We start from the raw sequence: 15,007 nt of genomic DNA, 5'->3' as shown, positions 1-15,007 counted from the left end.
GGTACCGTCCCGACGCCGCCGGCGGGGCAGCATTCGGAAAACGGTTTCTGCGAGGGACGTTACGACACGGATCTGCACCGCGCAAGGGGCGTGCTGGGTTTTCTGCGTATGCTCATCGTCACGTCCCGCGATCCGGAAAGGACCTTGCCGTGACCCTCGAGCGCACCGGTGTCGACCGCGGCGCGCAGCCCGTCCGCATCACCGACGTCGCCGCGCTCGCCGGGGTGTCGATCGGCACGGCGTCGAAGGCGCTCAACGGCACCGGGCAGCTCCGCGACTCCACGCGGGCACGGGTCAAGGACGCCGCCGAGAAGCTCGGGTTCGTCGGCGACGCCCGGGCCCGCGCTCTGTCGTCGGGCCGCACCTACACGGTCGGCATGATCACCACCGACTCCTTCGGTCGGTTCTCGATCCCGGTGCTGCTCGGCGCCGAGGACGCCCTGTCCGCCGGGCAGATGGCCGTCCTGCTGTGCGACACCCGCGACGACCACGTCCGTGAGACCCACTACCTGCGCTCACTCGCGGCCCGAGGGGTCGACGGCATCATCGTCACCGGTCGGTCGGCCGACGCCCGGCCGCCGATCGACGTGTCCATCCCCGTGGTCTACGCCTTCACCCCGTCGACCTCGGCCGACGACGTCTCGATCACCCTCGACGACGAGGCCGGCAGCGCGGCCGTCGCCGCCCACGTGCTCACCCTCGGCCGGTCACGCGTCGCCGTCGTCACCGGGCCCTCGCGGCACCGTTCCGCCGAACGCCGGGTGGCGGGAGCGGCCTCCGTGCTCGGGTCGCGGCTCGTCACGCCGCCGCTGTTCGGCGAGTGGTCGGAACGGTGGGGGCGCCAGGCCGTCGACGTGCTGGCCCGGCAGTCGCCCGACGTCGACGCGATCGTGTGCGGCAGTGACCAGATCGCCCGCGGTGTGTGCGATCGACTGCGGGAGCTCGGACGATCGGTGCCCGGCGACGTCGCCGTCACGGGCTTCGACGACTGGGACGTGATGGCGCTCGCCTCGCGGCCGCCGCTGACGACGGTGGACCTGCGGCTCGAGGAGCTCGGGCGTGTGGCGGGGCAGGCGTTGCTCGGCCTGATCGACGGCGGTGCGGCGGCCTCGGCATCGGTCGCCCCGGCCCTCGTCATCCGCGAGAGCACCGCCGGCCCGTAGCCGGCGGCGCCCGCGCGCCCGTGCCCGCGCCCGCGCCCCCGCCCCCGCCCCCGCCCCCGCCCCCGAGGTTCCGAAATCTCGGCATCCGGGCTCGGATCCGAGTCGTCCGTGGAACCTCGGCGCACTGTCGGCGGCGTGTTGTGGAACCTCGGCGGGAGGGGGCGGGCGCGTCTTCGGCGCGCAGGAGTTCGACGGGCCGCGCCCAAGGCCGCCGCCCGTGGTTGCCGCTCGGCGCCCGGGGTTCCGAGATTTCGGCATCTGGGTGGGGGAGCGAGCCGATCGTGGAACCTGGGCGGTGCGCGGGCGGCGTGTTGTGGAACCTCGGCGGGAGGGGGCCGGGCGAGTCCTCTCCACGAATGGGTTCACCGGGCGGCGTGTTGTGGAACTCCAACGGGCGTGAGCGGGGCGGCGCGCCCGGGCATTGCGAGAGTGAGCGCTCACGTGCCAGGATGTGAGCGCTCACGGAGGACGACGGAGTTCTGGAGGAACGCATGGGCGACGACCCCACCCAGCAGGTCGCGAACGGCCGCACGACACTCGGGATCGAGCTCGGCTCCACCCGCATCAAGGCGTGTCTGGTGGACGAGGACCTCGTGCCCATCGCCGCAGGGTCCCACGAGTGGGAGAACGAGTTCGTCGACGGCCGCTGGACCTACTCGCTCGACGCCGTCGAGACCGGGCTCCGGGCCGCGTACGCCGCGCTCGTCGCCGACGTCGAAGCACAGTTCGGCGTGCGTCCGACCACCTTCCGCGCCGTCGGTGTGAGCGCGATGATGCACGGTTACCTGGCGTTCGACGCCGCGGGTGAGTTGCTCGTGCCGTTCCGGACCTGGCGCAACACCTCGACCGGACCCGCCGCCGAACGGCTCAGCGAGGCCCTGTCCTTCAACGTCCCGCTCCGCTGGTCGATCGCACACCTGTACCAGGCGGTGCTCGACGACGAGCCGCACGTGGCCGAGGTCGCGGGCATCACGACCCTCGCGGGCTACGTCCACCGACGACTCACCGGTCGGAACGTGCTCGGGGTCGGGGACGCCTCCGGTGTCTTCCCGATCGAGAGCGGCCCCGTCGACAGCGGCCCGGGCGAGCCCGGCTCCCGCGACTGGGACGGGCACATGCTCGCCACGACGCAGGAACTGCTCGGCGAGCACGTCCCCGACCTCCGTGCGGTCCTGCCCGAGGTGCTCGTCGCGGGCGAGGAAGCCGGAGCCCTGACCCCCGAGGGCGCCGCGTGGCTCGACCCCACCGGCTCGCTCAGCCCCGGTGCGCCCCTGTGCCCGCCCGAGGGCGATGCCGGCACCGGCATGGTCGCGACGAACGCCGTCGCCCCCCGCACCGGCAACGTCAGCGTCGGCACGAGCATCTTCGCGATGGTGGTCCTCGAGCACCCGCTCAGCACCCCGCACGAGGAACTCGACGTCGTGACCACCCCGTCCGGCGACGCCGTCGCGATGGTGCACTGCAACAACGGCGCGAGCGAGATCGCCAGCTGGGCGCGGGTGTTCGGACGCTTCGCCGAGGCATCGGGCAGTCCGATGCCGACGGATGACGTGTTCCGGGTCCTCCTGGACGAAGCCGAACAGGCCGACCCCGACGCCGGCGGCCTGCTCTCCTTCAACTACCTGGCCGGCGAACCCGTCACCCACGTCGAGGACGGCCGGCCCCTGCTGCTCCGTACTCCCGACGCCCGCTTCACCCTGGGCAACCTGGTCCGCTCCGAGGTGCACGGCGCGTTCGCCACCCTGGCGATCGGCATGGACGTGCTGCACGGCGAACGGGTGCAGGTCGACCGGATGACCGCGCACGGCGGACTCTTCCGCACGCCCGGTGCCCCGCAGCGACTGCTCGCCGCCGCACTGCGGGTTCCGATCGCCCTCGAGGAGACCGCGGGCGAGGGCGGGGCGTGGGGCATCGCCGTCCTGGCCACCTACCTCGAGCACACCGACCAGCAGCTCGCCGACTACCTGTCGGACACCGTGTTCGGCGGGGACGCCGTGCACGTGGCCGAGCCAGAGCCGCGCGACGTCGAGGGCTTCCAGACGTACCTCGGCCGGTACCGCGCTGCCCTGCCCGTCCAGGCCGTGGCGGCAGCGGCGACCCGACCAGACGCGACCGGAACCGGTGCGGCAGCCGCCCCCGGCGCCGGCGCGACCACGACCCGGGGCGAGGGGACGGCGGGAGCCGAGCCGCGCCTCCCGGCAGAGCAGGAAGTGACCAGATGACCAGCGCAACCGACCACGACACCCAGCGGGCCGTCGCGGCCACCCGCGAGCGCGTCGCCCGCCTGCACGGCGAACTCGTCCGCTACGGCCTGGTGATCTGGACCGGCGGCAACGTCTCCGAGCGCGTGCCCGGCACGGACCTGTTCGTCATCAAGCCGAGCGGCGTCTCGAGCGACGACCTGACCCCGGAGAACCAGGTCGTCTGCACCCTCGACGGCCAGCCGGCCGACGGCTGGGGCAACGAGCACGGCCCGTCCTCCGACACCGCCGCGCACGCCCACGTGTACCGGAACATGCCCGAGGTCGGCGGCGTCGTGCACACCCACTCGACGTACGCGACGGCGTGGGCCGCACGAGCGGAACCCATCCCGTGCGTGATCACCGCGATGGCCGACGAGTTCGGCGGCCCGATCCCCGTCGGCCCGTTCGCGATCATCGGCGACGACTCGATCGGCCACGGCATCGTGGAGACCCTCAGCGGACACCGGAGCCGCGCGGTCCTGATGCAGAACCACGGCGTCTTCACCATCGGCAAGGACGCGAAGGACGCCGTGAAGGCGGCCGTGATGTGCGAGGACGTCGCCCGGACGGTGCACATCGCGAAGCAGGGCGGAGACGTCGTCCCGATCGCCGAAGCAGACATCGATCGACTCTTCGATCGCTACCAGAACGTCTACGGACAGAACCCCGAAGGAGCCATGCGATGACGCAGGACACCCCGACGTACGACACCCCGACGTACGACACCCCGACGCACGACACCCCGACGCCGGACACCACGACGCCGGACACCACCGTCGACCCCCAGGCCACGCTCGACGGCTACGAGGTCTGGTTCCTCACCGGCTCCCAGGGGCTGTACGGCGAGGAGACCCTGCGCCAGGTCGAGGACCAGAGCAAGGCGGTGCACGCGGAACTCGCCGGGCACCTGCCGGTGAAGCTCGTCTGGAAGCCCGTCCTGAAGGACGCCGACGGCATCCGCCGCGCCCTGATCGAGGCGAGCGCCGACGACAAGGTCATCGGTGTCACCACCTGGATGCACACGTTCAGTCCCGCGAAGATGTGGATCGGCGGCCTGCAGGCGCTGACGAAGCCGCTGCTGCACCTGCACACGCAGGCGAACGTCACACTGCCCTGGGCGGACATCGACTTCGACTTCATGAACCTCAACCAGGCCGCGCACGGCGACCGTGAGTTCGGCTACGCCCTGGCGCGCCTCGGCGTCCGGCACGCCACCGCCGTCGGGCACGTCTCGGACCCGCGCGTGCAGCAGCGCGTGTCGAACTGGACCCGTGCCGCAGCCGGCGCCGCGGCCGTCCGCGAGCTGAAGCTGACCCGATTCGGCGACAACATGCGCTACGTCGCCGTCACCGAGGGCGACAAGACCGAGGCGGAGATCGAGCTCGGCGTGCAGGTGAACACCTGGGCCGTCAACGAGCTCGCGGCAGCGGTGGACGCTGCTGCAGCAGACACGGCAGCGGTGGACGCGCTCGTGGCGCAGTACGAAGCGGCCTACGACGTCGACCCGTCACTCCGCAGCGACGGCGGCGAACGGCACGCCGCGCTCCGCGACGGCGCCGCCATCGAGATCGGCCTCCGCACGCTCCTGCAGCAGAACGGGTCCGCCGCCTTCACCACGAACTTCGAGGACCTCGGCACGCTCAAGCAGCTCCCCGGCCTCGCCGTGCAGCGCCTGATGGCCGACGGCTACGGTTTCGGCGCCGAGGGTGACTGGAAGACGGCCGTCCTGGTCCGCGCGATGAACGTCGCCGGCGCCGGTCTGCCCGGCGGTGCGAGCCTGATGGAGGACTACACCTACGACCTCACCCCGGGTGCCGAGAAGATCCTCGGGGCGCACATGCTCGAGGTCTCCCCGACGCTCACCACCACGAAGCCGACGCTCGAGATCCACCCGCTCGGCATCGGCGGCAAGGACGACCCGGTGCGCCTGGTCTTCACCGCCGACTCCGGCGAGGCCGTCGTCGTGGCGCTCTCCGACACCCGCGACGGCTTCCGCCTGACCGCGAACGTCGTCGACGTGGTGCCCCCGACTTCGGCGTTGCCGAAGTTGCCGGTCGGCCGTGCCGTCTGGGAGCCGCGCCCGTCGTTCCCCGTCGCCGCCGAGGCCTGGCTCACCGCCGGCGCCGCCCACCACACCGTCATGACGACGGCCGTCGGTCTGCAGGTCGTCGAGGACCTCGCCACCATGGTCGGCACCGAGTTCCTGGTCATCGACGAGCACACCACCGCCCGCGGGTTCCGCGACGAGCTGCGTCTCCAGCAGACGTGGCACCGTCTCGACCGCGGCTTCTGAGGAGTCAGGACCCCACGATGGACGACGTGATCGCGGCCGAGCGCACGCGGACGAACTGGGCGGGCAACGTCACCTACCGTGCCTCGGCGCTGGCGCGCCCGACGTCGACGGACGAGCTCCAGCGGCTCGTCGCGTCGACGCCGCGCCTGACGGCGCTCGGCTCGCGACACTCGTTCAACACCATCGCCGACACCGACGCCGTCCAGGTGTCGCTGCAGGACCTGCCGCCGGTGCTCGACATCGACACGTCGCGGCGCGTTGTCCGCGTCGCCGCCGGCATGACGCACAGTCAGGTCGCGGCCGGTCTGGAGGCCCGTGGCTGGGCACTCGGGAACCTCGCGTCCCTGCCGCACATCTCCACGGCCGGGGCCGTCGCCACGGGCACGCACGGCTCCGGCGTCCGCAACCCGTCGCTCGCGCAAGCGGTGGTCGGACTCGACGTGGTGCGTGCCTCCGGCGAGCTCGCGCACGTCGATGCGTCCTCACCGGACGGCGCCCTCGACGCCCACCGGGTGGCCATCGGCGCGCTCGGCCTCGTCACCGCCGTGGAGCTCGTCATCGAGCCGACGTTCCAGGTCGCCACGACGGTGCACCTCGACCTGCCGTGGGACGCCGTCGCCGCGCAGTTCGACCAGGTGATGTCCGACGCGTACTCGGTGTCGATGTTCACGTCGTTCGACGACCGCGGCGCCCGGCAGGTCTGGGTGAAGCACCGCACCGACGAACCCGCACCGACCGTCGACCTCGTCGCCCTCGGCGCACGGCCGGCCACCGGCCCCGTGCACCCGGGGGAGAACGACCCGGCCGGCGTCACCGAGCAGGGCGGCGTCCCCGGGCCGTGGGCCGAGCGGCTGCCGCACTTCCGGTCCACGTTCACCCCGTCGACGGGCGCCGAGATCCAGGCCGAGTACCTGATCCCCGCGGCCTCGGCCGTGGCGGCGCTCGAGGCGCTCCGTCCGCTCGAACCGGTGTTCGCGCCGATCCTCATCGCCGCCGAGATCCGCACGATCGCGCCCGACACCGCGTGGCTCGCGCCGTCGTCCGGCCGGCAGTCGATCGGCATCCACTTCACGTTCCGCCGGGACGCCGCTGCCGTGGCGGCCGCGGTGTCGCGGATCGAGGAGGCGCTCACCCCCTTCGACCCACGGCCGCACTGGGGGAAGGTGTCCGGCGTGAGCGTCGAGCGTCTGCACGAGGCGTACCCGCGGCTGTCGGACTTCGCCGCGGTCGCCCGTGACGTCGACCCCACGGGTCGGTTCCGCAACGCGTACCTGGCGCGCGTCCTGTCCTGACGGAGCGTGATCGGCGCAGCTCACAGGGGATGTCCACCGGATGCGCGGGCGACCCGCCGGTTCGTCGCTGGGAGCGCACATGTGCATCCACAAAGGTCGGGGCATGGCGAACTTCAACCGCATCCTCGGCATGGCCTCGAAGGTCATCGACAAGCAGCTCCAGAAGCGTGGGCAAGGGGACGGTGTGCCCGGCAACGGAGCGCAGCGCGGTGGTGGGACCGACTGGCGTGACGTCGTCCGCGGCGCCGCGGACCGGCTGACTGGCGACGACCGGAGCCAGCAGCAGCAGCGACCGCAGCAGCCGTACGGGCAGCAGCAGTACGGCCAGCAGCAGTACGGGCAGGCACCACAGCCGCAGTACGGTCAGCCGCCGCAGCAGTACGGCCAGCAGCAGCAGGGCCCGGCCGACTCCGACAAGGTCGCCCTGGCGAAGTACGACTACCTGCTCCGCACCTCGTCGCCGGACCAGCTCGAGCAGGTCCACCACGACGCGTTCGCCCGGCTGACCCCGGCGCAGCGGCAGCAGGTGCGCAACCGCCTGAACTCCGAACTGCCGCCGCACGAGCACCTGCGCGACGACTCGGCGGGCGGCATGGCGCGCGCGATGACGCGCGGTGAGATGTCGCGTCCGGGTCTGATCCGACGCGTCCTCGGCGGCTCGAACAACGGCAGTGCCCGCGGTCGTGGTGGCGCCTTCGCCGGTGGTGCCGCTGTCGGCGCCGGCGCGATGGCGCTCGGCGGCCTCGGCGTCGCCGTCGCCGGGGGAGCGGTGCTGAGCGCCGCCGCCGGCCCCGTGTTGGCGGAAGCCGCGAACCTCGGCGTCGACTTCGACGGCATCGCCTCGGGCATCGGCGACCTCGGGCTCGGAGACCTCGGCGCCGACCTCGGCGGTGGCTTCGAGGGGATCGCGGGCGAGGGCGAACAGCTCCTCGGGGGCCTCGGCGAGCAGGCATCCGGCCTCGGCGAGCAGGCGTCGAACCTCGGCAACGACTTCCTCGGGGGCTTGTTCGACCGCTGACCCTCGCCCTCGGGGTGGACTCGGTGCAGATCCATCGGGAATAGACGGACGTCGCACGGCACTTGGATTGTTTCGTCGTGCGACGTCTGTCGCACGCGGGATTCGGACGGGCGACCGCCGCGGTGTCAGGATGGACGCCGCCCGGCGACCCGGTCCGTGCAACCGCAGCGGCTGCAACACGGTCGCCACCACCCTTCCCACGAGGAGCACCACCGTCATGAGACGTCCGAACCGCCTGACGATCACCGCGGCCGTCGCCGCAGCAGCAGCCCTGGTCCTGACCGGCTGCTCGGGTGGCAGCTCCTCGGACGACGCGACGAGTGGCACGGCCAAGGGCGGCACGCTCAACATCCTGACGCCCCAGACCGCGTTCCACCTCGACCCGGCGACGAGCCAGAGCCTGGGCATCACGTCCCTCGGCCTCGTCGCACGGCGTCTGACCACGTGGGACGTCGAGCCGGGCAAGACCGCGAAGGTCGTCCCGGACCTGGCGACGGACACCGGGAAGTCCAGCGACGGCGGCAAGACGTGGACCTACACGCTGAAGGACGGAGTGGAGTTCCAGGACGGCACGCCGATCACCACGAAGGACATCAAGTGGGGCATCGAGCGCTCGTTCGCGCCCACGCTCTCCGGCGGCCTGAGCTACCACAAGTCGCTCCTGGTCGGCGGTGACAGCTACAAGGGCCCGTTCGACGGCAAGTCCCTCGACAGCATCGAGACCCCGGACGACAAGACCATCGTCTTCAAGTTGAACGACGCGTACGGCGACTGGCCGTGGCTCGCCTCGATGCCCGCGTTCACGCCGGTCCCCGAGGGCGACGGCAAGGACACCGGCGCCTACGACCTGAAGCCGGTCGCGTCCGGCCCCTACCAGGTGCAGTCGAACACGCAGGGCACGCAGGTCACCCTCGTGCGCAACAAGGCCTGGAGCGCCAAGACCGACGAGGTCCGCACCGCCGGTCCCTCGAAGATCGTGTTCAAGGAGAGCCAGGACGCCTCCACGATCACGCAGACGCTCATCGCCGACAACGGCGACGCGAAGGACTCCTTCGGCGCCATCTACCTCGGTGCGGCCGAACTGAACCAGGTGCGCAGCAACCCCGCAGCGCAGGACCGCCTCGCCACGTCCAAGGCCGGTCCGATCTCGTACATGGCGATCAACACCCAGAAGGGCGCACTCAAGGACCTCAAGGTCCGCCAGGCGCTGCAGTACGCCGTCGACAAGAAGTCGTTCCGGATCGCGGCCGGTGGCGCGATCGCCGGGTCGTACGCGTCGACGCTGATCACCCCGGGCATCGCCGGGCGCGAGGACTACGACCTGTACAAGACGGGCGCCACGGGCGACGTCGACAAGGCGAAGTCGCTGCTGAAGGACGCCGGTGTCAGCAACCTCAAGCTCACCCTGGTGACGCAGAACGACCCCACCTACCTCGCACAGGCGCAGGCGCTGCAGTCCGGCCTGAAGCGTGCCGGCATCACGGTGACGCTGAAGCCGCTCGACTACGACTCCTTCACGCAGGCCACCACGAACGGGACGGACTTCGACCTGTCGCTCTCGAGCTGGCAGCCGGACTTCCCGAGCGCGAACGCCAACCTGCAGCCGCTGTACGACTCGTCGCAGATCGGTGGCGGCGGCTACAACGTGTCGAAGTACAGCAACCCGGAGGTCGACGCGCTGATCAAGAAGGCCAGCGCGACGGTCGACCAGCAGGAAGCACAGAAGCTCTGGGCCGAGGCCGACCAGAAGATCATGGCCGACTCCCCGTCGGTGCCGCTGATCTACGCGAAGCAGTCGTTCCTCGCCGGCTCGAACGTGCAGAACTTCCAGATCGCGGACTTCCCGGCGTACCCGAACTACCTCAAGGTCTCGCTCGCGAAGTGAGTTCGCCGCTGCTCGAGGTCGAGGGGCTCCGCGTCGCGTTCGGCGACGCGGAGCCCGTCGTCCGTGACGTCTCCTTCACCCTGACCCCCGGACGCGTGCTCGCGCTCGTGGGGGAGTCCGGCTCCGGCAAGTCCGTCAGCGCCATGAGCGTGCTCGGCCTGCTCCCGCCCGAGGCACGGGTCTCCGGCAGTGTCCGGTTCCGCGGCGAGGAGCTCGTCGGCGCCTCCGACGACACGCTCCGTGCCGTCCGCGGCGCCGGCATCGGCGTCGTGTTCCAGGAACCGATGAACTCGTTCACGCCGGTGCTGTCCATCGGCACGCAGGTCGCCGAGGCGATCCGGGCGCACCCGACGGATCTCGACCGTGCGGCGGTGTCCGCGCGCATCGACGAACTGCTGCGTGCCGCCGGCCTCACCGACCCCGAGCGCATCCGCAGGGCCTACCCGCACGAACTGTCCGGCGGGCAGCTGCAGCGCGCCATGATCGCGATGGCCCTGGCCGGGGACCCGGTCGCGCTGATCGCCGACGAGCCGACGACCGCGCTGGACGTCACGGTGCAGGCCGGGATCCTCGACCTGCTCCGCCGGCTCGGTCGCGAGCGCTCCCTCGCCGTCCTGCTCATCACGCACGACATGGGCGTGGTGGCGGACGTCGCGGACGAACTCCTGGTGATGCGGCGCGGCGACCCCGTCGAGCACGGGACGGTCGCCGAGGTCTTCGCGCACCCGTCCGCCGACTACACGCGCGAACTCCTGGCCGCAGTCCCCAGCCTGGAGGCCCGTCCCGCGCCCGCCAGGCCGGCTGCGGACCCCGAGACTCGGCCTGGACGACAGGACGCGGCCCCCGGGACCCGAGCCGTGTCGTCAGACGCGAGTCTCGGACCGGCGGAAGCGAGTCTCGCGGAGGCGAGCCACGCCTCCCGTCCGCTCGTCGCGCGCCTGCGCGACGTCGCCGTGCGGTACGCGCGCCGCGGCGGGCCGACCGTCTCGGGCATCGAACTGGACCTGCGGGCCGGCGAGACCGTCGGCCTGGTGGGGGAGTCCGGGTCGGGCAAGTCGACCATCGGACGCGCCCTGGCGGGGCTGGTGCCCGTCGTCGCCGGCTCGGTCGAGGTCGACGGCAGCGACCTGCGGACCGCCAGGGGCCGACGGCTCCGCGAGCTCCGCAGCCGCGTCGGCATCGTCTTCCAGGACCCGGCGTCGTCGCTCAACCCGCGCCAGACCATCGGCTGGAGCATCGCCGAACCGCTCCTCGTGCACGGGACGGCTTCGGCTGCCGACCGTGCGGAACGCGTCCGTGACCTGCTGACCGCCGTGCAGCTCGACCCCTCGTGGGCCGAGCGGTTCCCGCACCAGCTCTCCGGCGGACAGCGCCAGCGGGTCGCCGTCGCGCGGGCCCTGGCGCTCCGTCCGGCGCTCGTCATCGCCGACGAGCCCACCTCGGCGCTCGACGTGACCGTGCAGGCGGCCGTGCTCGACCTGCTCGCGCAGCTGCAGGACGAGTTCGGGTTCGGCATGCTCCTCATCAGCCACGACCTGGCCGTCGTCCGACAGCTCGCCGACGAAGTCGTCGTCCTGCACGACGGTCGCGTGGTCGAACGGGGGACCACGGACGCCGTCCTCGACGACCCGCAGCAGGACTACACGCGCATGCTGCTCGCAGCGGCGCCCGTCGCCGATCCCGTGCGACAGGCGGCGCGCCGCGAAGCGTGGCGCGCCTGGGAAGGAGCGGCCTCGTGACCGCCAACGTCGTCGAGCGCCCCGTGGCGTCGTCCGGACGCGCGACCGGCTTCCGCGCCGTGGTGCGCCGGGTCCGGCAGGACCGCTGGGCCGTGACGTCGGCCGTCGTCATCGTGGTGTTCCTCGTGGTCGCCGTCGCGGCGCCGCTCATCAGTGCCGTCACCGGGCAGGACCCGTACGGGTACGACATCGACGCGCTCAACTCGTTCGGCGCGCCCAAGGGCTTCGGCGGCGGGATCAGCGGCGAGCACTGGTTCGGCGTCGAGCCGCTGACCGGACGCGACCTGTTCGCGATCGTGACCTACGGCGCGCGGACGTCGCTCGGCATCGGGCTCGCCGCGACCCTTGTGTCGATCGTGATCGGCGTGCTCGTCGGCGTCACCACCGGCTTCTTCGGCGGCTGGTACGACCGCGTGCTCTCCCGCGTGGTCGACGTGATCTTCGGCTTCCCGTCGCTCGTCTTCATGATCGCCCTGACCGCGATCGTGCCGACGTCGTTCCCGAAGCCCGTCCTGGTCGTGCTGGTCATCGGCTTCTTCGGCTGGCCGTCCGTGGCCCGCGTGGTCCGCGGTCAGACGCTGTCACTCGTGAGCCGGAACTACGTCGTCGCCTCCACGGCGATGGGCGCGGGCCGGTGGCACGTCATCCGCACGCAGCTGCTGCCGAACCTGGCGGCGACGATCACCGTCTACGCGACGATCTCGATCCCGTCGATGATCGGCGCCGAGGCCGCCCTGTCGTTCCTGGCCGTCGGTGTGACCCCGCCGACGCCGTCGTGGGGCCGCAGCATCGGCGACGCCGTCGGTTGGGTGCAGACCGACCCCATGTACCTCGTGTTCCCCGGAGTGGCCCTGTTCCTCATCACCCTCGCGTTCAACGTGCTCGGCGACGCCCTGCGGGACGCACTCGACCCGAGGGGAGCACGCCGATGAGCACCTTCCGCTTCATCGCGATCCGCATCCTGGGTGCTGCCGTCGTGCTGCTCGTCGTCGCGGCGATCACCTACGCGCTGTTCATGCTGCTGCCGACGAACCCCGCGCGCGCGATCTGCGACAAGCCCTGCACGCCGGACCGGCTCCGCGAGGTCCAGGCGTTCCTGGGGACGGACAAGCCCTGGCTGGCGCAGTTCGGCGCCTACCTGGCGGGGATCTTCACCGGCCGCACGTTCGGCAGCGGAGCGTCCGTGATCACCTGCGCCGCACCGTGCTTCGGGTACTCGTTCCAGCTGCACGAGAGCGTCACCGAACTGATCCTGTCCCGCCTGCCCGTCACCGCGTCGATCGCCGTCGGTGCCGCCGTGCTCTGGCTCGTCGCCGGGGTGTTCGGTGGCACGGTCTCAGCGCTCCGCCGTGGCACCTTCGTCGACCGGGCCGTGATGACCGTCGCCGTCGCCGGGGTCTCGTCGCCCGCGTACCTGATCGGGCTGCTCGGCATCCTGCTGTTCGGGTTCGTGCTCGGCATCCTGCCGACGAGCGGGTACGTCGCGTTCGCCGACGACCCCGTCGGCTGGTTCACGCACCTGATCCTGCCGTGGTGCGTGCTCGCGTTCATCAGCGCCGCGATCTACGCCCGACTGACCCGTGGCGAGATGCTCGAGTCGATGTCGCAGGACTTCGTACGGACCGCTCGGGCCAAGGGCCTGCGGGAGCGCCAGGTCGTCGTGCGGCACGGACTCCGCACCGCGATCCTGCCGGTGGTGACGCTGTTCGGGCTCGACCTCGGGTCGCTGCTCGGCGGTGCGGTCATCACCGAGAAGGTGTTCTCGATGCAGGGCCTGGGCGCGCTGCTCATCGATGCCGTGCACACGCTCGACCTGCAGGTCGTCGTCGGCTTCACGCTGTTCTCGGCGCTGTTGATCGTCACCGCGAACGTGATCGTCGACGTGGTCTACGCGTTCGTCGACCCGCGGGTGCGGCGCCGGGCGTAGCTCAGGCGGCGTCCCACCAGCGCAGCACGCGGGTGCCGTACAGCGTGAGCCACTTCGACGGCTCGCCCTCGGGGACGTCGACCTCGAACCACTGCGGACCCGGCGGCCGAGCGCCCTGCGTCCACCGCCCGTCGGCGTTCCTGGCGGCGCGGACGACCTCGACCGCCTCGGCTGCCCGGGGGTCCGGCGCGGTGCCGTCCTGCAGCGCGGCAGCCCGCAGGTGATCGGTCACCCGCAGCGCCGAGTAGATCCAGCGCAGCGGGTACGCGAACCGGGTCGCCCACGGCCCGACGAGTTCGCCGTCGTGCTTCCGGAACAGCAGTCGACGCTCGAGCAGGTACTCGGCGCCGCGGTGTCGAGCCGCACGGAGCTCCGTCGCGCGGGGGTGGGTGCCACGGGTCAGCTGCTCGTGCTGCAGCAGCCCGTCGATGACGTTGAGGGTCGAGTGGAACGACGACACGGTCGACCCCTCGATCCACTCGCAGTTCCACCCGCCGTCGTCGAGCTGGTGATCGAGGAACCACGCCGCCAGCTGACCGACGTCGGCACCGAGCCACGCACCGTTCGCCAGGGTGAACGCGTTGATGCAGCAGTCGACCTCGCCGCTCCAGTAGGGCAGGTCCTCGTACTCCCAACGGCTGTTCGTCGCGAGGCGTGCAGCCGTGTCCCCGAGGACCGCCGGATCGAGCCCCCAGTCGCGCAGGGCGTTCAGCGACCAGGTCGTCGCCGTGTAGGGCTGTCCGGGCTCGTCCGCCTCGGGACCGTCGAAGTCGAAGTCCGCCGGGAAGTACGCGCCACCGGCCCACTGCCCGTCGGAGTCCTGGTGCGCGAGCATCGCCGCCCCGAGGCCCTCGGTCGCGACCCGGCCCCGGGTCTGCTGCCACACCGACGGCGGCGCACCTGCCAGGTCCCGCTCGACCTGCCACCGGACCGCCGGGTCCGAGTCGAGCAGCCACTCGACCACCGCGTCGTCGCTCATGGCGCGGAGGCTACGCCGTGCGGAAGCCCGCCGCCACGTACCGGTAGGACGAGCCGTCGTCGGTCCGATCGACCACACCGAGGTCGACGGCGTCACGTCGGACGATCGCGACGTCCTCGCAGAACATCGCGATGGCGGCGTTCAGCACCGCCTCGCTGACGGGGCGTGACGATCCGAGTCGCTCGAACACCAACTCGACGATGCGCGTCGACAGCGGGAGCCGCTCGTCGTCCTTCACGGGCATCCGGTGGATCCGGTCGAACTCCAGGAGCGCGGCCGGCGCCTGCAGACGCTGCAGATCCTGCGCTGTACGGCCGAGCAGCGCCACATCGGGTCCGTCCACATCCAGCCAGTCGAACGCGCTGACCGCGGACATGGTCCGCTCGTCGAGCTGAACGCGATCTACGAGCGCTGGGCGCAGTGTCCGGCTCGCCACCGCCGACACCACCTGCCGTGCGCGTGCCAGCG

12 protein-coding genes are annotated in these 15,007 nt (G+C 71.7%); 10 read left to right on the top strand and 2 right to left on the bottom strand.

The window, feature by feature from the left end; translation table 11 throughout:
• Positions 1–149: 149 nt before the first annotated feature.
• The 10 genes from KZI27_RS15600 (at position 150) to KZI27_RS15555 (ending at position 13,560) form a co-directional block, all read left to right on the top strand.
• Entirely contained in the window at positions 150–1,163 is a 1,014-nt protein-coding gene (locus tag KZI27_RS15600) for a LacI family DNA-binding transcriptional regulator (RefSeq protein ID WP_222658326.1), read from the top strand.
• 491 nt (positions 1,164–1,654) lie between these two features.
• Entirely contained in the window at positions 1,655–3,385 is a 1,731-nt protein-coding gene (locus KZI27_RS15595; RefSeq protein ID WP_222658325.1) for a xylulokinase, read from the top strand.
• Positions 3,382–4,092 (top strand): L-ribulose-5-phosphate 4-epimerase, encoded by a 711-nt coding sequence (locus tag KZI27_RS15590; protein WP_222658324.1) that lies wholly within the window; start codon positions 3,382–3,384, stop codon positions 4,090–4,092. Before KZI27_RS15595 ends, KZI27_RS15590 begins: the two co-directional genes overlap by 4 nt.
• The gene (araA, locus tag KZI27_RS15585; protein ID WP_261783924.1) at positions 4,089–5,699 is read left to right on the top strand and encodes an L-arabinose isomerase; all 1,611 of its coding nucleotides are present in this window, start codon (positions 4,089–4,091) and stop codon (positions 5,697–5,699) included. The genes KZI27_RS15590 and araA overlap by 4 nt, the downstream gene beginning before the upstream one ends.
• A gap of 17 nt (positions 5,700–5,716) precedes the next feature.
• Positions 5,717–6,991: an FAD-binding protein gene (locus tag KZI27_RS15580; RefSeq protein WP_222658323.1), complete on the top strand. Its 1,275-nt coding sequence runs from the start codon at positions 5,717–5,719 to the stop codon at positions 6,989–6,991.
• A 103-nt stretch (positions 6,992–7,094) separates the two neighbouring features.
• Positions 7,095–8,009, top strand: coding sequence for a cation-transporting ATPase (locus tag KZI27_RS15575; RefSeq protein WP_222658322.1), 915 nt, complete (start codon positions 7,095–7,097; stop codon positions 8,007–8,009).
• Positions 8,010–8,226: 217 nt separating this feature from the next.
• Positions 8,227–9,894 carry an ABC transporter substrate-binding protein gene (locus KZI27_RS15570; protein WP_222658321.1) on the top strand — a complete coding sequence of 556 codons (1,668 nt, stop codon included), beginning with the start codon at positions 8,227–8,229 and terminating at the stop codon, positions 9,892–9,894.
• A complete protein-coding gene (locus KZI27_RS15565) occupies positions 9,891–11,633 on the top strand; it encodes a dipeptide ABC transporter ATP-binding protein (protein WP_222658320.1) in 1,743 nt (580 codons plus the stop codon). Before KZI27_RS15570 ends, KZI27_RS15565 begins: the two co-directional genes overlap by 4 nt.
• Complete coding sequence (locus KZI27_RS15560; RefSeq protein ID WP_123314051.1) at positions 11,630–12,565, top strand: ABC transporter permease; 936 nt, start codon at positions 11,630–11,632, stop codon at positions 12,563–12,565. The genes KZI27_RS15565 and KZI27_RS15560 overlap by 4 nt, the downstream gene beginning before the upstream one ends.
• A complete protein-coding gene (locus KZI27_RS15555) occupies positions 12,562–13,560 on the top strand; it encodes an ABC transporter permease (RefSeq protein ID WP_123314050.1) in 999 nt (332 codons plus the stop codon). Before KZI27_RS15560 ends, KZI27_RS15555 begins: the two co-directional genes overlap by 4 nt.
• Before the next feature lies 1 nt (position 13,561).
• On the opposite strand, the gene KZI27_RS15550 is transcribed toward KZI27_RS15555, so the two are convergent.
• Positions 13,562–14,539, bottom strand: coding sequence for a squalene cyclase (locus tag KZI27_RS15550; protein ID WP_222658319.1), 978 nt, complete (start codon positions 14,537–14,539; stop codon positions 13,562–13,564).
• Between the two features lie 10 nt (positions 14,540–14,549).
• Positions 14,550–14,915 carry a DUF2087 domain-containing protein gene (locus KZI27_RS15545; RefSeq protein WP_222658318.1) on the bottom strand — a complete coding sequence of 122 codons (366 nt, stop codon included), beginning with the start codon at positions 14,913–14,915 and terminating at the stop codon, positions 14,550–14,552.
• Between the last annotated feature and the right edge of the window lie 92 nt (positions 14,916–15,007).

Source organism: Curtobacterium sp. TC1 (assembly GCF_019844075.1).
Classification (GTDB): Bacteria; Actinomycetota; Actinomycetes; order Actinomycetales; family Microbacteriaceae; genus Curtobacterium.
The sequence above is the reverse complement of the archived record's forward strand: the minus strand, read 5'-3'. Positions and strand labels throughout refer to the sequence as shown.